This window comes from Salinivirga sp., from assembly GCF_035268865.1.
Lineage (GTDB): Bacteria > Bacteroidota > Bacteroidia > Bacteroidales > Salinivirgaceae > Salinivirga.
In genome coordinates this window covers 1-21369 of sequence record NZ_DATFKB010000249.1, presented here as the reverse complement: position 1 = coordinate 21369, position 21369 = coordinate 1, and the positions used below count along the sequence as shown (strand labels likewise).

21 protein-coding genes are annotated in these 21369 nt (G+C 39.8%); 17 read left to right on the top strand and 4 right to left on the bottom strand.

The genetic code is table 11. The features are described from left to right. Positions 1-51: 51 nt before the first annotated feature. The 4 genes from hemN to VJ937_RS15320 form a co-directional block, all read right to left on the bottom strand. Positions 52-1431, bottom strand: coding sequence for an oxygen-independent coproporphyrinogen III oxidase (gene hemN / locus VJ937_RS15335; protein ID WP_324068519.1), 1380 nt, complete (start codon positions 1429-1431; stop codon positions 52-54). Beyond that, on the bottom strand, positions 1418-2626 hold the full coding sequence (locus tag VJ937_RS15330; protein WP_324068517.1) for an MFS transporter: 1209 nt from the start codon (positions 2624-2626) through the stop codon (positions 1418-1420). The genes hemN and VJ937_RS15330 overlap by 14 nt, the downstream gene beginning before the upstream one ends. Before the next feature lie 82 nt (positions 2627-2708). Next, positions 2709-4793 carry a TonB-dependent receptor gene (locus VJ937_RS15325; protein ID WP_324068515.1) on the bottom strand — a complete coding sequence of 695 codons (2085 nt, stop codon included), beginning with the start codon at positions 4791-4793 and terminating at the stop codon, positions 2709-2711. Between the two features lie 77 nt (positions 4794-4870). After that, entirely contained in the window at positions 4871-5236 is a 366-nt protein-coding gene (locus VJ937_RS15320) for a hypothetical protein (protein ID WP_324068513.1), read from the bottom strand. Positions 5237-5626: 390 nt separating this feature from the next. Between VJ937_RS15320 and VJ937_RS15315 the strand changes: the two genes are divergently transcribed. From VJ937_RS15315 to VJ937_RS15235, 17 genes are all read left to right on the top strand, one after another. Beyond that, positions 5627-6091 (top strand): DsrE family protein, encoded by a 465-nt coding sequence (locus VJ937_RS15315; protein WP_324068511.1) that lies wholly within the window; start codon positions 5627-5629, stop codon positions 6089-6091. Positions 6092-6107: 16 nt separating this feature from the next. Then, a complete protein-coding gene (locus VJ937_RS15310; protein WP_324068509.1) occupies positions 6108-6437 on the top strand; it encodes a cation transporter in 330 nt (109 codons plus the stop codon). Between the two features lie 3 nt (positions 6438-6440). After that, positions 6441-7409, top strand: a complete 969-nt coding sequence (locus tag VJ937_RS15305) for a 4Fe-4S dicluster domain-containing protein (protein WP_324068507.1) — start codon at positions 6441-6443, stop codon at positions 7407-7409. Positions 7410-7420: 11 nt separating this feature from the next. Further along, positions 7421-8776 (top strand): NrfD/PsrC family molybdoenzyme membrane anchor subunit, encoded by a 1356-nt coding sequence (gene nrfD / locus VJ937_RS15300; RefSeq protein ID WP_324068505.1) that lies wholly within the window; start codon positions 7421-7423, stop codon positions 8774-8776. A gap of 3 nt (positions 8777-8779) precedes the next feature. Continuing rightward, complete coding sequence (locus VJ937_RS15295) at positions 8780-9694, top strand: c-type cytochrome (protein ID WP_324068503.1); 915 nt, start codon at positions 8780-8782, stop codon at positions 9692-9694. A 56-nt stretch (positions 9695-9750) separates the two neighbouring features. Then, on the top strand, positions 9751-10146 hold the full coding sequence (locus VJ937_RS15290; RefSeq protein ID WP_324068501.1) for a hypothetical protein: 396 nt from the start codon (positions 9751-9753) through the stop codon (positions 10144-10146). Positions 10147-10221: 75 nt separating this feature from the next. Continuing rightward, complete coding sequence (locus tag VJ937_RS15285) at positions 10222-10995, top strand: SCO family protein (RefSeq protein WP_324068498.1); 774 nt, start codon at positions 10222-10224, stop codon at positions 10993-10995. A 1-nt stretch (position 10996) separates the two neighbouring features. Beyond that, positions 10997-12619, top strand: a complete 1623-nt coding sequence (locus VJ937_RS15280; protein ID WP_324068496.1) for a cytochrome c oxidase subunit I — start codon at positions 10997-10999, stop codon at positions 12617-12619. Positions 12620-12630: 11 nt separating this feature from the next. Continuing rightward, positions 12631-13230 (top strand): cytochrome c oxidase subunit 3 family protein, encoded by a 600-nt coding sequence (locus tag VJ937_RS15275; protein WP_324068495.1) that lies wholly within the window; start codon positions 12631-12633, stop codon positions 13228-13230. Positions 13231-13242: 12 nt separating this feature from the next. Continuing rightward, complete coding sequence (locus VJ937_RS15270) at positions 13243-13530, top strand: cytochrome C oxidase subunit IV family protein (protein ID WP_057954501.1); 288 nt, start codon at positions 13243-13245, stop codon at positions 13528-13530. A 13-nt stretch (positions 13531-13543) separates the two neighbouring features. Continuing rightward, on the top strand, positions 13544-14461 hold the full coding sequence (gene coxB, locus VJ937_RS15265) for a cytochrome c oxidase subunit II (protein ID WP_324068493.1): 918 nt from the start codon (positions 13544-13546) through the stop codon (positions 14459-14461). A 5-nt stretch (positions 14462-14466) separates the two neighbouring features. Next, the gene (locus VJ937_RS15260) at positions 14467-15333 is read left to right on the top strand and encodes a protoheme IX farnesyltransferase (protein WP_324068491.1); all 867 of its coding nucleotides are present in this window, start codon (positions 14467-14469) and stop codon (positions 15331-15333) included. Positions 15334-15449: 116 nt separating this feature from the next. After that, complete coding sequence (locus VJ937_RS15255) at positions 15450-15689, top strand: twin-arginine translocase TatA/TatE family subunit (RefSeq protein ID WP_324068489.1); 240 nt, start codon at positions 15450-15452, stop codon at positions 15687-15689. Between the two features lie 42 nt (positions 15690-15731). After that, on the top strand, positions 15732-16571 hold the full coding sequence (gene tatC, locus VJ937_RS15250) for a twin-arginine translocase subunit TatC (protein ID WP_057954505.1): 840 nt from the start codon (positions 15732-15734) through the stop codon (positions 16569-16571). Positions 16572-16687: 116 nt separating this feature from the next. Next, complete coding sequence (locus VJ937_RS15245; protein ID WP_324068487.1) at positions 16688-18274, top strand: amidase; 1587 nt, start codon at positions 16688-16690, stop codon at positions 18272-18274. 229 nt (positions 18275-18503) lie between these two features. Then, positions 18504-20462, top strand: coding sequence for an N-6 DNA methylase (locus VJ937_RS15240; protein ID WP_324068485.1), 1959 nt, complete (start codon positions 18504-18506; stop codon positions 20460-20462). Next, on the top strand, positions 20455-21369 hold a 915-nt coding region (locus tag VJ937_RS15235), incomplete at its 3' end, for an ORF6N domain-containing protein (RefSeq protein ID WP_324068484.1). The genes VJ937_RS15240 and VJ937_RS15235, both read left to right, overlap by 8 nt.

The following is a 21369-nucleotide window of genomic DNA, read 5'->3' as shown; positions in this document are numbered from 1 at the left end:
TTTTTGGAATAAGTATAAAAGTCCAAACTGATTCTACTTTGTGCTCATTCTCTAAACCGATTTGGAGTATTTTTGTTGCTGTTCTTTATATGCAGGATCCAAAGCTGCTGCAATGTTGCGTATAAATAATGAACCTAACTCAGTTACCTCAAAGCCATTGGCTTTCGGATTTATTAGTTTGTCCTGATCAAACATTTTGAAAGCAGTTGTATCCGGCTGTACAATTGTTTTAAGGGTTTCTTCTGTAATATTGAGCTTTTCTGACATTTCTTGCCAGTCAATTTCTTTATTACACATTAAATGCGTAATTATTTCACGCACTAAGGTTTGTTCTTGGCTTACGTGCATTCCTTTGACTGTGGCATATTGCCCACTTTCAATTTTATCGATGTACGCTTGTGTATCTTTCTCATTTTGCGCGTAACCGCTTTCTGTCTGGCTGATGGCCGACATCCCAAAAGCGTATACCTGCCCGGTTGTGCGACGTGTGGCATAACCCTGGAAGTTTCTGTGCAGTTGTTTGTTCTTGAGGGCAACGAAAAGTTCATCGTTTTCACGCACGTAATGGTCCAGACCTATGGCGTGATATCCCGCGTGAATGAGGAAATGGTATGCGGCGAGAAACATTTCCATTTTGGTTTCTGTTGATGGGAGCCCTCTTTTTTCAAGAATTTTTTGTTGCTTTTTAATCCAGGGCACATGAGCGTAAGAGAAGGTAACCAAACGGTCGGGTTGGAGCTGCACGGCCTTTTCCATAGTTTCAACAAAGCTTGCCGGGGTTTGCTGTGGTAGCCCGTAAATAAAGTCGAGGTTAACGGCCACTTCCGGGTTATCTGAGCGCATCAATTGCATGAGCTCCTGTACCGGCATTTGGGCCGAATCACGGTTCACCGCTTTTAGTACCTCTTCATTAAAGTCCTGTATCCCCATGCTGAAACGGTTAAAACCAGCATCTTTTAGTTCGCTAATGTATTTTTCGTCCAGGTGTGCCGGATGTGTTTCAATGGCTATTTCGGGCTTATCTATAAATTCAAATGTATTGAACAGGTATTCGTTAATTTCCCTAATAAATTCAGATGCAATGGAGTTGGGCGTTCCTCCGCCGTAATGTATTTGTGCCACTTTTCGCCTTTTATCCAAATGGGCGGCAACCATTGTAATTTCTTTTTTCAGTGCCTGTATGTAAGGTTTTATTAGCTTTTTGTCACCAGTTAAGCACATGTTACACCCACAATAGAAACACATTTTATTACAAAATGGAATGTGTATGTATATCGAAATAAGTTCGGGTTGTAACATATTCGATTCTACGAGCAGATCTTTATAATTACTGCCATTAAAATTATCGCTGAAATGGTTGGCGGGCGGATAACTTGTGTACCTTGGAACAGGTACATTATATTTTTTGAGTAAACTATCAGGTACTTGCATAATGCTGATTTTTATTGAGAACGTAAAATACTGTAAGAAGCGCTATCGCACAAAATGCTGCTTCAATTGTGAACAGGCCGGTATAGCCTAATAAATCACCTATTTTACCACTAACTACGGCAAAAATGAGGCCACTAAGGTGCGTAATTACAATTTGTACAGTAAAATCAGTCCCTTCATGACCCGGCCTGACCATATCCATAGATGTGGTATAAATTACCACCGTGGAGAGGCCATATCCACCCCAAAGCAGACCAATACCGAGATAAAGTGCAGCCAGTGCCGGTGTACCATGTGAAATTGCGACAAACCATAAGGCTGTTATTAAATTAATTGAGGCAAATAAATATAAAGCTTTACGCCGGCCTATTTTCTTTTGAATAAACCCGCCAACGAATGCCATAGCTGCCGCTATTGATGTACCGAATATCCCGGACATGAAACCAATTTCTTTAACTGTGTAGCCTAAATCAACCATGTAGGGTTTGAGCATGGCCAGTGTACCAATAATTCCTGAATAGTAGAAAACCAGTAGCAATACTCGTTTATGCATGCCTTTCCGCGCAAAAAAACCTTTAATTGCAGCTGGTGTAATTGTTTTAACTTCGGGTTTTTCCACCGGATTTTTACGGTGATAAAAGGGGAGGGGGATGAGTGCAAATAGGACGAATGAAGCCAGTAACCAGAGTAATACCTGCCATCCGAAATAGTAATAAGCGATTAATAGTACCCCGGTGCCCATAAGGCTGCCCACAAAACTTCCGGCCGACTGCATGCTGTTGCCCAAACTGCGTTCGTTTTTCTTGAGTATGAGTATGGCAAAAGCATCGGTGGCAATATCTTGCGTGGCAGAGGCGGTGAATGCAATCACCATTAATATCACAATGAGCTGAAAGCTGGCGCCCAGGTCAAGCCAGCCAATACCAAATATCACAATGGCATAAAAAATCTCTGAAACAATGATCCAGCGCCTTAATTGTCTGCTGTTGTGTGTCTTACTGTCGATCAGAGGTGCCCACAAAAATTTAAGAATCCATGGTAGCTTTACCAGTTGAAGCAACCCAATTGATTCCAATGAATAGTTTTCCTGGCGCATTATTACCGGAACAACCGTAGAAAAAAAACTCATCGGTATCGATTGAGCTATATACAAACTAAATAGAAGCGGAAATTTATGCCAGTTTTGTCCTTTCATTGGATGTGAAAATTTTAAAGAGGGCTAAATTACAATAAAAGGAAAACCTACAACAAAAAGTTTGCAGGTTTCCCTTTTATTTTTAAAAGTTATATGTCAGGCTAAACCCATAGCGCGAGGGTTTTCCGGGTTGAACGTATTGATTACCCAGCGCATCGAAGGCAAATGAGTGATATTCTGTTTCGAGTAAGTTTTTGCGCCAAAAATTGAGTGCAAATTTATCTTTGATGAATGAGACTTTTGTAGAAAAAAGGTTGTAAAATTTCTGACTGGTACGATTGGTTTCATCCCAGTAAATTTTGCCGACTCCGGTGTAAAGCAAGCTTATTCTGATTTTATCCAATATGTCGCTATGCCGCAGTTCATATGATTTGCTGAAACGTGCTGAAATTGTGTGCCTCGGAGCATATGGAATAAAATTGCCGTTGTAATTTACCGAGTCGTTAACTTCATAGCTTTCAAAGGTAGCATGGTTATAAGCATAAGTAACCGTTGTCACATAACCGCAGAAAGGAACCGTTTTCAATGTAAGCTCAACTCCCTGGCTAATTGACTGGCCTGCATTGGTAAGGTGACTACCACGGCCACTTGGATTGCTCTCATAAATTTGCTGGTTGTCCCAGTCTATGTAATACAAAGCAAAGTCTGCATAAAGTTGCTTGTTTATGAGACTGGTTTTTACTCCAACTTCATAGTTCATGCTATACTCAGATTCAAATTCCATGTGTTCCGGATGATCTTCATCGAAACTGGAGTTGAAACCACCAGTTTTGTACCCACGAGCAATGGTTGCATAAATGTTTGTACCATTAAAGCGATAATTGGCTGCAATTTTAGGTAGTATTTCAAAATATTCTCTGCTTGCGGTGGTGTCATCAACAGGTGTTGTAGTTCCGGCCATGATTCGGTCATAAGTATAATCCTGTTTATCTTTTTCCAGGTCTACCCTCACACCACCTGTCAAAGTAAGGTTGCCTAACGTCAATTCCGATTGGTGAAATAGTGCTCCTCCCATAATTTGGTGGTCGTATTCTTTCAATACTGTCATTCCTGGTGTGTGAATTGTTACATCCACCGTTTTGTCAAATTGCTGTGAAAATTGAAAAGCCCCGAAAAGCCAGTTATAGGTAGCATTATCCTTTGATCGGATAATGAGTTCGTTTGATTGCATATGCTGTAGCTCTTCCTGCACAACGAAATATACTGAGTCAGGAGTGAAGTCCTGGTCGATCTCCTGCTGACCGTCGAGTATTTGATATGAAGAGGTGAGTTTAATGTCGAAGTTATCTGCCTCATACCTGAAAATGAGTGCTTCGGAAAACATATTGCGCAAAAAAGAGCTGTATTCGTTGTAATTTATTGGCATGGCTTCGCCCTCTACACTGTCGTAAACTGCATAGGGATAGCCACCTTCATCGCTATGCTCGAAAGATGCTATACTGCTTATGGTAAGCTTTTCTGTTGGCTTCCATATAATTTTGTTCCTAAAACCAAGGGTTTCTGATTCATCTACCTGTTTATCGGTGTATTCGTTTGTATAAAATCCATCACCTTTATTGTAAATGGCAGATAAAGAGACACCAAACTTCTCATTGAATTGGTGGTAGTAACCAGCATTTGCCTCATATTGCCCATAGGAGCCAAGGCCAATTTTAGCTTTTGCACCCTGAAAATCGAAAGGCGAAAGTGTTTTAATATTAATTACGCCTCCAATGGTATTTCTTCCGTATAGTGTCCCCTGGGGTCCGCGCAATATTTCAATGCGCTCAATATCGAAAAAGTTGAAATTGAATGCTGATTTTTCAAAGTAAGGAACGCCATCAACATATAAGCCTACACCCGGTGCATTGATTCTTGAACCGATTCCCCTTATATAAATTGGCGAAGTTAGTTTCGACCCGTAATCGGGCATAAATACACCAGGCGCTATGGCTGTAACGTCTGCTAAATTATTAATGTTGTCATCTTGTATGGTGGTTTGGGTCATTAATGAAACTGATGATGGCAGGTTCTTAAGTTTCATATTATTTTTTGAACCACTAATCACGATTTCACCCAACTCTACGCTTGGTGTTTTTGTGGTATCTGGTTCTCCGATTGACATTAATTGAGAAAAGAGTGTGTACGGAGCCAATGTAAGTACAAGTAGTGTAAATATAGTGCGCATAATAGATTTAAATTATTGTTGTACAATGAAACGTGCATTGTATAAATGCATTAACTTAAAAAAGAGTAATAACAGACTTAGACAAATGCAGGGGGAGGGCGAGACCAGTGGTGTCTGTATGGAGTATGAAGATAGTAATCCATGCATGACTCAGGATTTTTGTTTGACCTGGTCTTTTCAATGTACGTAAATTTTTGGTAGTCATCATCTGCTGCATCTTTTTGATCTTGAGTAAAATCATATAGGCTCAGCGCAGAAGATTCATCAAAAGATTGTGCTGTGTTTTCGGTAGTAATTATGGTCTTATCTGTCTGGTCTTCTGGGTTTGTGTGCTGGATGTAATTAAATCCGAGATAGCACAATGATGCCAGAAAGAACAGCAAATAAGGAATGTAAGATGATAATATACCGAAATAAAACATGTAGCTTTTTCCTTTGTCCAAAATAAGTTATTGATTTCTTAATAGCCAAATTTGTGCCATATTAAATTATATTGATACTTCTCTATTTTTAAGTTGATATAAATCATTTCAAAATGTATTATTAAGATAATCCTCTGTTTATACATGTCACAATAGGTTATTCGAAGCAATAGTAATTTCTGTAAATAAAACGGCATAAAGTTTACACAAAAGTGAATACTGCTTTCAATTATAACCATCAATTAATCAATGTTGTGGTTTGACTTTTTTATTCAAAACATAGCGTTAGTTGGTGATTTACAGTTAATTTAGACTTTTTATAAATTAAGATGTTAAAGTGTGTTTTTTTGTGTTAGGGGTAAATAATGCATATATTTCTTAAAAATTAGTATCACACTAAAATTTACAGCCATGAATAAACTACTTCTTACATTTATTGCAATACTGGTTATGATCTCTACCAGTTGCGTGCAAAATAATTCAGACGAACCTGCAAATAAACAAACAACCAAAATTGAAAGAAGTACTGATGGACTTTTTGTGCATATCAGTACAAATGAGGCAAGGAAAGTTTTAATGGGACTATCTATTGCATTAAAAATGAAGGAAGATAAAGATGTCATCGTATTTGTAGATGCGGAGGCCATTAACGCCATTATTAAAGGAGGTGATACATATGAAATGGAAGGCTATGAGGGCTCATCCGCTGATATGATTCAGAATTTAGTATCACAGGGCGTAGCTGTGATGGCCTGTCCGATGTGTCTGAAGTCTTATGGTAAAACCAAGGCCGACCTGATTGGCGGCATTCAGATGGCTCAAAAGGAACAGTTCTTCGGCTTTACAGAAGGTAGGATTCTTACACTTGACTATTAAACTAAATCTATTAATTATGAAAGTATTGAGCATATTTTTAATTAGTATAGCAATTATATTTGGATGTACTAACAAAGAAAAGAACCAGCAAGCTAATACGCCTGATGTAAAACAGGTAGAAATGACTATTGAGGGTATGACCTGCAATGGATGTGAGCAAACAATTGAAGCCAATGTGATGAAGCTTGATGGAATAAAATCAATTAAAGCCAATCATGAAACAGGCAAAGCTTCATTAGAATATGATGCTGCCAATGCTGATATGGCAGAGATCAAAAAGGTTATTGCAGAAAAGGGCTATAATGTGACAGCTGTCGCTAAGAAAGAAAATATTTCAAAGGAATAATTTATGGAAAAAGAGCAACCCCAAAAGGGTGAAAATCAGCATGAAGATAAGGGTGCCCAATCCCGACGCGATTTTCTGAAAAAGCTGGGGCTAATTGGCACTGCGTCTGTTGCTGGTGCAGCTGCTATGTACACCGGTTTTCACTATGAGCAATCAAAGGGTAAAGGTGACAAGGTTAAAGTTCTTACCGCAGATAATAAACTTGTTGAAGTTGACAAAAGCGCATTGAAAGATTCAAAACCCAGTCTTGAAGTATTTCAGGAGCGTGGGCGCGAAGGTATTCCCGGTAAACGCTGGGTTATGGTTATTGACCTTTCGAAATGTCGAAATGCAAGACAATGTGTTACAGCTTGTCAATCGGCACATCGTCTAAGGCCTTATGAATACCATATAAATACCCTGCAGATTCAGGAAACTGAAAATACACCTCCTTACCATATGCCTAAACCATGCCAGCATTGCGATAACCCGCCTTGCGTATCGGTATGTCCGGTTGATGCAACCTTTAAACGGCAGGATGGTATTGTGTTGATCGATAATGAACGGTGTATTGGTTGCCGGTTTTGTGTGGCTGCCTGCCCTTATTCTGCGCGAATGGTACATTGGCAGGAACCACGTTATGCAAAACAGGATAAAGGTAAAACTTACGATGTGGAACTAAATGTACCACAAAAGAAGGGTACCATTTCCAAGTGCCTCTTTAGCGCCGACCAGTTGCGAGATGGTGAATTGCCTTATTGTGTATCGGCCTGCCCGAACGGGGTGTTTTATTTTGGCGATGAAAATGAAGATGCCGTTACCAATGGTACCACTAAAGAAACAGTGAGGCTTAGTAAGCTGCTCAGAGATAATGGAGCATACCGTTTAATGCCTGAATTGGGCACCAAACCCAGGGTTTATTATTTACCACCTAAGAACCGCATTTTCGATTTTCCTGAGAAAAGCATCTTAGATGATACTGATCACGCTTAAACTTTTAAATTATGTCTTCGAATTCTGAACATCAAATAGCCAAACAGGAAACAATTGATAAAGTTGCTGCTGATGCCTTAAGGCCTGTAAATATTGGTTGGGGATTTAAAATTTGGTTCGCTCTGTTGGCCATAGCCCTTGGCGTTTGTATTTATGCCTATTCTATTCAGCTGCGCGAGGGACTTGGCGTAACCGGATTAAGAGATTTTATTAGCTGGGGTATGTATATCGCTACGTTTGTTTTCTTCGTTGCTGCCAGTCTTATTGGTATGCTTATAAGCGGCGTGCTCGGACTCATAGGTTACGATTGGATCAAACCCATAGGTCGCATAGCCGAGATAATTGCCGTGGCTTTTGCAGCAATAGCCGGTTTGGTTATTGTTTCCGACATGGGACGCCCCGACAGGTTGCCCTATGTGTTTATGTACGGTCGTTTTCAATCACCCATTTTATGGGATGTAACTGTTGTAACAACCTATTTTGCGCTCAGCTTACTTTTGTATTACGTTACTTTATTGCCCGATTTGGCTATAAGCAAAGATAAACTTGAAGGAAGACCAAAATTATTGCGGAAAGCTTATGAAGTGCTTTCAATAAAATGGTTACATAAAAATGAACAGTATCGCATTTTATACCGTATTATTCGTATTCTGCTAATTTTAATTATACCCACCGCCTTTGCCATTCATACTGTTACTTCGTGGCTATTTGCAGTGAACCCGCGGCCGGGGTGGGACAGTACAATCTTTGGCCCTTACTTCCTGTCAGGGGCGTTTGTTGCCGGCGCTGCTGCAGTGATTATTGCCATGTATTTTTTCAGGAACAATTATAAACTGAAAGATTATTTAACCATTTCGCATTTCGATAAAATTGGAAAGCTGCTGGCGCTGGTATCCATTATATATCTTTATTTTAATATCAATGAGTTTCTTGTTCCCGGTTATAAACTGAAAAAATTTGATGCCATACACCTTCAAGCTTTATTTGTAGGTAAGCATGCAATTTTATTTTGGTTTACACAAATTACCGGTTTGATTTTACCCATTATCCTATTGTTCTTCAGAAAAATGCGCAGGCCAATCCCATTGACTGTAATTTCGGTGTTTGTGCTGATCGGAGCCTGGCTGAAACGATACCTTATTGTGGTTCCAACACAAGAACACCCATATTTACCGATACAACATGTTCCGGAGGTTTTTAAAGTTTATACTCCGACCCTTATTGAAACTGCTGTTACTGCAGCTTCATTTATTTTGGTAATTATGATAATTACGCTCCTCTCGAAGTTATTTCCGGTTATCCCAATTTGGGAAGTGGCAGAGGACATAGATAAAAAGGCCTTAAAAGAAAACGCCGAAAAGGAATAAATTATGAAGATATTTGCAACAATATTACTTGTATTACTGGGACTTAGCGCATTGCTAGCCCAACCAGAGGGTGAATGGGTTGTCCCCGATGAAGATTCTGCAAAATTAAGTCCGTTTGCTTTTACGGAGCAATCGGTTGAATCGGGTGAGGAAGCATATTATGCTAATTGTAAATCGTGCCATGGCGATCCGGGCGAGATGAACTATCAACCCTTGCAACCTGAGCCCGGTGATATAACCACAGATAAGATTCAGCAAAACAGCGATGGTGAAATTCACTATAAAGTTGTAACCGGTCGTGGTGCTATGCCAGGTTTTGCAAATGTGCTAAGCGATACCGAAATTTGGAATGTCGTGGCATATATCAGAAGTTTTAATGATGATTATGTACAGCAGGTGGCAAAGAAAGTGGCCGAATCTGCTTTCGAAGGCCAGGGCATTACTATTGCGCTTGAATTGGTCAAGGAAAAAATGGAGTTGCTGGCCTACGTGGAAGGACTGGATGAGGGCGAAAAAGAACCAATTGCCGGAGCCGAGCTAAAGCTTTTTGCCAAACGTTATTTTGGAAATCTACCAATTGGTAGTACAAAAAAAACAAATGAGCAGGGCAGGGTAGTATTTGCTTTGCCTGATGATTTGCCCGGCGATTCAGCTGGTTTGGTAACTGTGAATGCCAGCTTAAGCAATCAGGAGCTGTATGGAGAGGTTGCTGTTGATACAGCGCTTGCATTTGGTGTTCCTACAGATAAACCAGGCCTTACAGAACAGCGTGCCATGTGGAATGTAGCATCAAAAGCACCAATATGGCTCATTTTATCGTATTCGCTTGGTGTATTGCTGGTTTGGGGTACAATTTTTTACGTGCTTTTGCAATTGCGGCGCATTTACCTTATGGGAAAGAATTTAGAAGAGAAGTGAACCATTATTCTTAATTGACTGTTAGTGCTTTAAATACTAACATAAATTTTAGCCTTATGAACAAACTTACAATGATCGGCCGAATCCTTTACGCATTACCTTTTGCATTTATGGGTATTAACCATTTTATAATGATGGATTTCTATGCAGGTATGCTCACATCTTTTATGCCCGGAGGTGGGTTTACTATTATTTTGGTAGGAATAATATTGCTGCTTGCAAGTATCAGTATATTGACCAAAAAATTTGTGCAATTATCATCTTACGTGCTTGCCGGCCTGTTATTACTTTTTATAATCACGATTCATATTCCACATTTGTTCAATCCGGGCGATTTGGATGTAAACCTTGTGGTTTTTTCTATGGTTAAAGATGTGGCCCTTATGGGAGGTTCACTAATGATTGCTGGCGCCTGTAAGTCTCATAAAGATCCGGATATGGCTGAAAACTAATCAATTATTTAACTGCCTGTAAAACAGTGATGTGAGAAACATGAACAGAATCGAAACGAAAAGTAAAACCGCTATATGAAGTATTTAATATTAGTAGTGTCTGTAAGTTTACTCTTAATGAGACAAACTTCTGCACAAGACGAAAAAGTTAACATTGAAGTAGGTATAATAGAGCATTTGGGCGATACTATTCCCATGGAGCTGGAATTTCTCAATGAACAGAACGACACCGTGACGCTGGGGCAATTAATTGATAAGCCCACAGTTTTTTCATTTGTCTATTTCGACTGCCCCGGCCTTTGTAGCCCCCTTTTAGACGGAGTTGCCGATGTGGTCTCAAAAACAGACCTCCAATTAGGTGAGGATTACGATGTAATTACAATTAGTTTCAATACGAAAGATACGCCTGCAAAAGCCAAAGAGAAGAAGAAAAATTTTGTACAAAAAATTGGAGAAGAGCATCGCGATGCATGGAAATACCTGACCGGTGAGCAAGAGAACATAAAAACTATAACCGACGCCGTGGGTTTTAAGTATAAACCCCAGGGCGTTGATTTTGCCCACCCTTCTGCCATTATTATTGTGAGCCCCGAAGGTAAAATAACACGCTATCTTTATGGAATCGATTTTTTACCCTTCGATTTAAAAATGGCTGTAAATGAGGCACAAAAAGGAATTGAAAGACCTACAATCAACAAAGTATTACAATATTGTTTTTCATACGACCCTAAAAGCCAGGGGTATACGCTTCAAATCACGAGGGTAATGGGGATCTTCATTATTTTTCTCGCAGTGCTCACCTTTGGTATTCTTTTAATTCGTCGTAAAAAATCTGATAAAAAATCCTGACATGGAAAGTTCCGAAGCTACAAATCAAAAGAGTTATCTACAACACAAGCCTTACAAAGGTATATTGAATTGGTTATTATCCACCGATCATAAAAGAATTGGATTACTGTATCTTTATTCCATAATGGCATTTTTCCTCATAGCTGCAATTTTCGGGTTGCTTATGCGGATCGAAAAAATTGCACCGGGAGAAACCATTATGGGACCGCAAACCTACAATGGTATTTTTACACTGCACGGTATCATCATGATTTTTATTATTGTGATACCCGGCCTGGCCGCCGTTTTTGGTAATTTTTTCCTGCCCCTTTTAATTGGTGCACGCGATGTGGCATTTCCACGTCTCAATTTGTTTTCATGGTACATCTACATTGCCGGAACTATTTTAGCCATTGCCAGTCAATTTGTGGGAGGAGGCGCACCAGATACCGGATGGACCTTTTATGTCCCCTACAGTGCCGAATCCTCTACAAGTGTTATTTGGGCCCTTACCGCAGCTTTCGTGCTTGGGTTCTCGTCCATTCTAACGGGGTTGAATTTCATTGTGACCATACACCGTTTGCGTGCCCCCGGAATGACCTGGTTTAAAATGCCACTGTTTCCATGGTCCATATATGCTACCGCCTGGATTCAGGTTTTGGCTACACCAATAATTGGGATTACCCTGCTCATGGTAATTGCAGAACGCACTCTGAATATCGGATTTTTCGACCCGGCACTGGGCGGTGACCCCGTACTATTTCAACATCTGTTCTGGATATATTCTCACCCGGCTGTGTACATCATGATTTTACCTGCCATGGGCGTGGTTACAGAAATTTTTCCCACATTTAGTCAAAAACCCGTATTCGGTTACACAGCCATTGCCTTATCAAGTATAGCTATTGCTGCTGTGGGGTATTTTGTGTGGGGACACCATATGTTTACATCTGGTATTAGTTATTGGTCAAGGTGGTTTTTCTCCTTCCTTACTTTCATTGTGGCGGTGCCAAGTGCCATCAAAGTTTTTAACTGGGTATCGACCATGTACGGAGGATCCATAGATATGAAACCTCCATTGCTCTATGCCATCTCATTTATCTTTTTATTTATGATAGGTGGACTGTCAGGTTTGGCGCTGGGTGCGCTTGCCACCAATGTTCATTTGCATGATACCTCCTTTGTAGTGGCGCACTTCCATTATATTGTATTTGGAGGAATGGGTTTTGGATTTTTTGCCGGATTGCATTATTGGTATCCTAAAATGTATGGCCGCATGTATAATGTGCGCCTGGCAAATATTGCCTGGGGTATACTATTCCTGGGCTTCAACCTATTATATTTCCCGTTATTTGTAATCGGGCTTCAGGGTATGCCACGGAGGTATTTCGATTATTTCCCTGAATATCATACCGGACATCTTCTTTCCACCATTGGCGCATTTATTTTAATTGCCGGCATTGTGCTTATGCTTTATAACCTCTTTTTTCATGTAAAACGAGGAGAGAAAGCACCTGCGAATCCATGGAAGGGTGTAACCCTGGAGTGGAAAGTTGCTTCGCCGCCACCACACGAAAATTTTGATGAGATACCGGTGGTTACAGAGCAACCTTATACATTTAAATCAACCGAATCTGATAGTTAATTTTACTGCATATGTCACATGATATGAGAGACGATATAGGTTCAAAAATGGGAATGTGGATTTTTATATTCACAGAACTATTTCTTTTTGGGGGCCTATTTTTAGTCTACGCCGTTTTTAGGGCAAAATATTCAGCCGATTTTCATGTTGCTGCTGAGGAACTAAATGTTTTCGTGGGGACAATGAATACTGTTATTCTGCTTGTGAGTAGTGCCACAGTAGCCATGTCCATTACCGCCATTCAGCGCGGCAATAAAAAACTTGCCATGCGCTTTATAATTGCTACTGTACTTTTGGCAGGCGTTTTTATGGTGAATAAGTACTTCGAGTGGGGGCATAAGTTCGAATACCAGCTCTACCCGGGTTCTGAAGTAATGAAGAATATGGAGCATGGGGAAATCCTCTTTTTTAGCCTGTATTACATGATGACTGGTTTGCATGCCCTGCACGTAATTGTGGGCGTAGTATTACTGGCTGTTGTCTTTTTTAGAGTAAAGCAGGGGGTTGTCAATAAAGATAATTATGTTTTTCTTGAAAACAGCGGGCTTTATTGGCACCTTGTAGATTTTATCTGGATTTTCCTTTTCCCTTTATTGTATTTGGTAACTTAAAGCACATGTGTCATGAATGATAAAAAGAAACATCATATTTCATCCTATAATTCTCATTTGGTTGTGCTTATTGCACTTTTAGTGCTCACCACAATTACAGTGCTAATTACTGAAATAAATTTCGGAACTTTTTCAGTAGGAGTTGCCCTGGCTGTGGCCATGATAAAAGGCGGACTTGTACTGACATATTTTATGCATTTGAAATATGATGAAATGGTTTTCCGTATTATGGTGCTGCTCATATTATTGCTGTTTGCAATTGTGGTAGGTATTACGTTTATTGATTATTTTTTACGCTAAAAAACACTGGATTATGTTTTCAGGAGCTTCAAATTTTGTAGAAGGTGTCGACAAGGCATTTGTATTTATTTTCGCCGTATCGTTCTTTTTCATTATTGCCATTACGGCTTTTATGATATATGTAGTTATTCGTTATAAACGAAAAAAGAACGACAAACCCCAGCAATTTCGGGGCAGTGTGAAATTAGAATTACTGTGGACCATCGTTCCGCTGATACTGGTAATTCTAATGTTCTATTATGGTTATATGGGCTTTACCCCTATGCGCAATGTGCCCGACGATGCAATGGAAATTGACGCCATCGGACGCATGTGGGAATGGGAGTTTGTTTACGAAAATGGAAAATCATCACGCGACCTTGTGATTCCGGTAAACCGGCCTGTGAAGCTTAACCTTATTTCGGAGGATGTAAACCATAGTTTGTTTATACCTGCCTTCCGGGTGAAAGAGGATGTGGTGCCCGGGTACGACAATTATATGTGGTTTACTCCTTATTACATAGGTGAGTATGAAATTTTGTGTACAGAATATTGTGGTATGCTGCACTCTGCCATGACTGCAGAAACCCGTGTGTTGGATTCTGCTGAGTTTAATACCTGGTATGCTGATTTATCTCAGCAAAAAGAAGAAGCCAAACCTGAAGGTTTTGAAATTGCTAAATCAAATGGTTGTTTTGCCTGTCATTCACGAGATGGCAGTAAGCTTGTAGGTAGCAGCTTTAAAGGATTGTATGGCTCCGAAAAAGTGGTAATTGCCGATGGAGAGGAGCGTACAATTACAGTGGATGAGGCTTATCTCAAAAATTCCATTCTTTATCCCGACCAGGATGTGGTAAAAGGTTTTAGTAAAGGCCTTATGCAATCATACGAAGATGTAATTCCAGAAGAGGATATCGATAAGATCGTGGAGTATTTAAAAACAATGGATTAATTATCTTGAATAAGCGCATAGCAATATTATCCAGGCTCATACGAATTAAACTGACATTGGCAGTTGCATTGTCTGCAACTATTGGTTACGTTTTTTCAGGTGCCGGTGATCTCCTCACGGCCTTAATGGTGGCTCTCGGGGTGTTGCTGTTGTCATCAGCTTCTTCTGTGTTGAACCAAATTCAGGAATTAAAGCAAGATGCCTTAATGGCGCGGACAGCCCAACGGCCTATTCCTTCAGGCGAGATAACAGCTAAGCAGGCAATGCTTATTTTTCTGATTTTGCTATTTGCAGGGGCTGTTGCGCTGCTTGGCGTTAATCTGATTTCTGCAATTGTAGGTATATCAACAATTTTATTATACAACGGCTTTTACACCCCACTTAAAAAGAAAACTTCACTGGCTATTTTCCCCGGTGCACTTGTCGGTGCCTTGCCACCAATGATTGGTTGGGTTGGAGCTGGTGAACCAATCACGCATCCTGCCATAATTATGCTTTCCGGGTTCATGTTTTTATGGCAAATACCGCACTTTCTGTTGCTGGCCATAAAATATCGCGAGCAATATCTGAACGCTGGTTTCCGGATTTCTGTGGGTGCTCCCGCATCAAAACAAACCCGCAGGCTGCTGCTCTTATGGGTGCTTACCACATCTTTTGCCGCACTGTTCTTTCCTTTTTTCGGACTGGTGCAAAATACCTTTATTGTAGCTGCTATAATTTTGTTGAATTGCCTGTTGATTTTTGCATTTTTCCGTATAGCTTTTACCAATTATGAAATGGCATTGAAAGGAAAATTACACGGTTTTGTGAGTATTTATATGTTACTATTCTTGTTATTAATTGCGGCAGACAGTCTGATATTAAATTTATGAAGTATATATTACCAATGTATAGTTATTATTTGATAGAAATTTCAAATATGTAATTTTAAAGTTTAACGATATTGTTGTATTTTGCAAAGCACAAATAGTTTTAGAAAGGAAAAGAGATGAATACATTACTGACCATATTACTAGGAATTATTGGAGGCCCCGAACTTATTATCATAGCCATCATTATTTTGGTACTGTTCGGAGGAAGAAAAATACCGGAACTCATGCGAGGACTGGGCAAGGGCGTAAAGGAATTTAAAGACGCCAGTAACGAAACTACAGAGACTTTCAAAAAGGAACGTGAAGATTTGGAAAATTCAGTAAACGACAAGGCTGATAAAGATAAAAAATCCTGAACGCCTTATATTTGAATAGCTTGTAGCTAAAACCACTGATTCATGTTTGGTCTTTTCTCCCGAAAGCAATCATCTGACGAAGAGATGTCTTTTTTTGAACATCTCGAGATACTTCGATTTACCCTTATTCGCTCCATTATAGCTATTATGGTGTTTGCGGTAATCGCATTTTTATTTAAAGAATTTATTTTCAATACCGTTATTCTGGGGCCGCAAAAAGCCGATTTTATTTCCAATGTATTGTTTTGCCGCCTGGGAAATTTAATTGGTTCAGAGGCCATTTGTATTAATCAAACACCTGTTAAAATTATCAACATTGAAATTGCAGGTCAATTCAAATCCCATTTAACAATATCCATAATTGCGGGAGTTGTTTTGGCTATGCCCTGGATTTTACGCGAAATTTGGAGTTTTGTGAAACCTGCTTTGAAACCGGGAGAGCGAAGCGGTTATCATTTTTCTTTGTTTATGGCCTCAATGCTTTTTTTTATTGGCGTAAGCTTCGGTTATTTTTTACTGAGTCCTATTACAGTCGATTTTCTTAATTCCTACGAATTAGATACAACCATTGAAAACCAAATTCGCATAGGTTCTTATGTGCGCACCATTTCGATGCTTTGCCTGGCTACCGGTATTGCATTTGAGATGCCGCTTGTCATTCTTTTCCTTACAGCCAATCGTATTGTAACCTCAGCGTTTTTGCGCAAATACAGGAAACATGTACTAATTTTCTTTTTCGTAATATCAGCCGTAATTACACCTCCCGACGTTATTAGTCAATTTTTAGTAGCCATTCCGCTTTTTTTACTTTTTGAACTCTGCATTCGCATTGCAAAACGAATGGAGCGCCGGCTGGTGCGTCAAAAAGAAGCTGATATCTAATGTGTATAAGTGATTGGCAATAGTATATTTAACTTGTAATAATTTTTGTTACAATTTCCGCATATAATTTCTTATCTTTATTGCTGTTGCTTATACATTTAACTAAATCTGCACCTATGCAAATATTATTTCGTTTTTTATTTTTAGGATTAATCGCTTTGTTGTTTGTGACCTCCTGCTGTAAAGATGACAAGCAAAATGTAATTCCTGAAAACTCCGATGACCTCTCTTTAATTGAAATTAGCATCAATGAAATGCAGGATGGGTATGACGCAGGAGCTTTTACTACCCTTGAAGTAGTGCAACACTACCTCAACCGCATAGCAAACTACAATAAAAAAGGCCCGGAATTGAATGCCATTATCACAGTTAATCCTGATGCAGAAGAATTAGCTAAAAAGCTTGATGAAGAGCGGAGCAACGGTAAAATAAGAGGACCATTACACGGGATTCCTGTAGTATTAAAAGATAATATCGACACATATGATATGCCAACAACAGCTGGCTCCCGTGCTCTGGAGCACTCTCTTCCACCGGATGATAGTTTTTTGGCGCAACAATTACGGGATGCCGGGGCCATTATTCTGGGCAAAGCCAATCTTAGTGAATGGGCCAATTTTCGGGGACAACTCTCCACAAGCGGCTGGAGTGCTGTTGGCGGACAAACCAAAAATCCATACGTACTAAGTCGTAACCCGTGCGGTTCCAGTTCCGGTTCAGCCGTTGCTGTTGCTGCAAATCTCTCGATGCTGGCCATTGGAACAGAAACGAACGGTTCCATTGTTTGTCCCTCACACGCCAACGGGGTGGTGGGTATTAAACCTACAGTGGGTTTAGTAAGTCGCGATGGCATTATTCCCATCTCCTTTACCCAGGATATTGCAGGTCCCATAGCCCGAACTGTAAAAGATGCTGCCATTTGCCTGGGAGCCCTCACTGATATTGACGCTGCCGATAGTAAAACTTTTGCCTCTGATGGCAACAGCTATAAAGACTACACCCAATTCCTCAAGCGCGACGGACTGGAAGGAAAACGAATTGGTTATTATACGGCTGCAAGTGGCCGTAATTTTAAAGTCGATACACTAATGAACAGGGCGCTCGATTTTATGAGGTCGCAGGGAGCAGAAATTGTGGAGATAGACAAAATAGAAAAAGATGGTACAGGCGGAGCCTCTTTCGAAGTTATGCTGATTGAATACAAAGATGGGCTTAACAAATATTTTGCAAGCCTTGGCAATGATGCTCCGATAAAAAATCTGGCACAATTGATAGAGTTTAACAAGCAAGATTCAGTGGAGTTAAGGTATTTCAATCAGGCCTATTTGGAAATGGCCAACGAAAAACCCGGTATCGATTCTGATGAATACAAAGAAGCCCTGGAAAAACTCAACCTGGGCAGTCGAGAGGAAGGCATAGACCGCGTGATGCATGAGCATGATCTTGATGCCATTGTGGCACCAACAGGTTCTCCCGCATGGAAAACCGACCATGTGAACGGAGATAGTTTCCAGTTGGGTAGTTCTTCACCAGCAGCGCATGCCGGTTATCCCAACATCACTGTACCCATGGGATTTGTGGATGATTTACCAGTGGGGATATCTATTTTTGGCCGCGCCTGGAGCGAACCCACATTGCTTGAAATCGCCTATGCATTTGAACAGGGAACAAGGCACCGCAGAGCGCCAGAGTTTTTGCCTTAATCAAATATGGTTTATGGTGATAACTAAAAAGCCTATCGCTAGCAGAAGCGAATTTTTAAATATATCATAATTTTCAAAAGATAAGGCGGAGATTAAAATTTGAAAGAAAGCGCAATTGATTAAGAGGGTCACAAATTTCAAAAAATAAATTTTGTTAGTAATTTTTGCCACCATAAAGACAGAAACGAATTCAATTTCTGTAATTTTATGATCACAAAACAATTAATACATGGCAAAGAAGAACGGAACAACAACTGAAGAACCTTTAGAAAATCAACTCTGGAAAGCTGCCGATAAACTAAGGAAAAATATTGATGCAGCCGAATACAAACACGTTGTTTTAGGATTAATTTTCCTTAAGTATATCTCAGATGCTTTTACAAAACTGTATAAAAAACTTGAAGCCGGAGAAGGAGAATATGCCGGAGCAGACCCGGAAGATAAAGACGAATACAAGGCAGAAAATGTATTTTTTGTACCTGAAAAAGCCCGATGGAATTCTCTTTTGTCAAAAGCAAAACAACCGACAATTGGGAAATCTGTTGACGAAGCAATGGATGCCATCGAAAAAGAAAATCCTTCCTTGAAAGGAGTTTTGCCTAAAGTTTATGCACGCCAAAATCTCGACCCTACAAGTTTAGGTGAACTTATTGACCTGATTGGAAATATCGCCCTTGGAAATACCAAAGAGCGAAGCGCTGATATCCTCGGCCATGTATTTGAATACTTCCTGGGTGAATTTGCCCTTGCAGAAGGTAAACAGGGCGGGCAATTTTATACGCCACGAAGTATTGTAGAACTGTTGGTTAAAATGTTAGAACCATACCATGGAAGGGTTTACGACCCTTGCTGTGGTTCTGGCGGTATGTTCGTTCAATCCGAAGAGTTTGTAAAGAAACATAGTGGACGAATCAACGACATTTCTATTTACGGACAGGAAAGCAATCAAACTACCTGGCGACTGGCAAAAATGAACCTCGCCATTCGTGGTATTGATAGTTCTCAGGTGAAATGGAACAATGAAGGTTCATTCTTAAATGATGCCCATAAAGATTTAAAAGCCGATTATATTATTGCCAATCCACCGTTTAACGTAAGTGATTGGAGCGGTGATTTATTGCGAAAAGACGGACGTTGGAAATATGGTGTGCCGCCAACATCCAATGCAAACTATGCATGGATACAACATTTTCTCTACCATTTATCACCCAATGGACAAGCAGGCTTTGTACTTGCAAAAGGCTCGTTAACCACCAAATCCGGTGGCGAAGGTGAAATACGGAAAGCACTGGTAGAAGCCAATTTGATTGATTGTATTGTCAACCTACCGCCAAAATTGTTTTTAAACACCCAAATACCTGCATCGCTTTGGTTTATGAGCAGGAATAGGACAAATGGTAAATTCAGAAACCGCAGTGGTGAGATTCTTTTTATTGATGCCCGCAACATGGGGCATTTAATCAACCGTAGAACAAAAGTGCTTTCTGAAGAGGATATAGATGAGATTGCCGAAACATATCATAACTGGCGAAATGCCCCCCAGCCCCCTAAAGGGGGTATGAAATCTCCATCTGTTTTGAAGTCTTCAAATTCAGCCCTATATGGCGAATTGAGTAGAAGAGCAAAAGAGATGAGAAAGAATCCTACCAAAGCTGAGCGAATAATGTGGGAACGGTTAAGGAATAAACAACTTGGACCAAAATTTAGACAGCAACACATTGTAAACAAGTTTATTGTTGATTTTTGCTCAATTGAAAAAGCTTTGGTTATTGAAGTTGATGGAGATATTCATGATAAACAAAAAGAAGCGGATGAACAAAGAAGCAAAATTTTAGAAAAAGAGGGCTTTACTATCATTCGATTTAAAAATGATGAAGTAATAAACAATATTGAATTAGTTATATCAAAAATTGAAGAAACTCTGAAAAAGTCCCCTTCAGGGGATTTAGGGGCGTACGAGGACATCAAAGGTTTTTGCAATTCAACGCCAATTGAACGGGTAAAAGAACTGGATTATGTGCTTACACCGGGGCGATATGTGGGTTTAGCTGAGGAAGAGGATGATTTTGATTTTAAGGAGCGGTTTACAAACCTGAAAAGCGAATTAGAGGAGCAGTTGAAGGAGGAAGCTGAACTAAATAAACGAATTGGTGAAAACATGGCCAAAATTGAGTTAAAAGATGAGTAAACAATCGGAAAAATATAGCTTGCAGGAAATTGAAAACAAAATTTTCACTATCCGGGGCATTCATGTGATGATAGACAGCGATATTGCTGAAATGTATGATGTAGAAACGAAAGTGCTTAATCAGGCAGTAAAAAGGAACATTGCCAGGTTCCCTGATAGTTTTCGATTTCAACTTACTGAAGAAGAAACAATAAACCTGAGGTCACAAATTGTGACCTTAAACAGAGAAGATCATTCTTTAAGGTCACAATCTGTGACCTTAGAAAGTCAAAGAGGAAAGCATCGAAAATATTTGCCTTATGTATTTACCGAACAGGGAGTTTCTATGCTTTCGGCAGTATTGCGCAGCGATACTGCCATACAGGTAAGTATAAGAATTATGAATGCCTTTGTAGAAATGCGCAAATTTATTACTGCCAATTCAAATGTGTTTCAACGATTGGATATTATCGAAAAGAACCACCTGGAATTTAAATCAGAAACCGACCAAAAATTCGATAAAATATTTCATGCCATTGAAGAGAAAAGGCTGAAACCCAAACAAGGTATTTTTTTCAATGGGCAAATGTTCGATGCGTATACCTTTACCTCAGACCTCATACGCAGCGCAAAAAAATCCATTATACTAATTGATAATTATGTAGATGATGCTGTGCTTACTTTATTGAGTAAGCGGGACGAAAATGTTTCAACTAACATTTACACCAAAAACATCAGCAAACAACTCAAACTCGACCTGAAAAAACACAACAGCCAATACCCTAAAATAATAGCACACGAATTCAAAAATGCACACGACCGTTTCCTGATTTTGGATGAAACACAACTTTATCATTTCGGTGCTTCGTTAAAAGACCTGGGCAAAAAGTGGTTTGCCTTTTCCCGGATGGACTCTATGACCGATGAT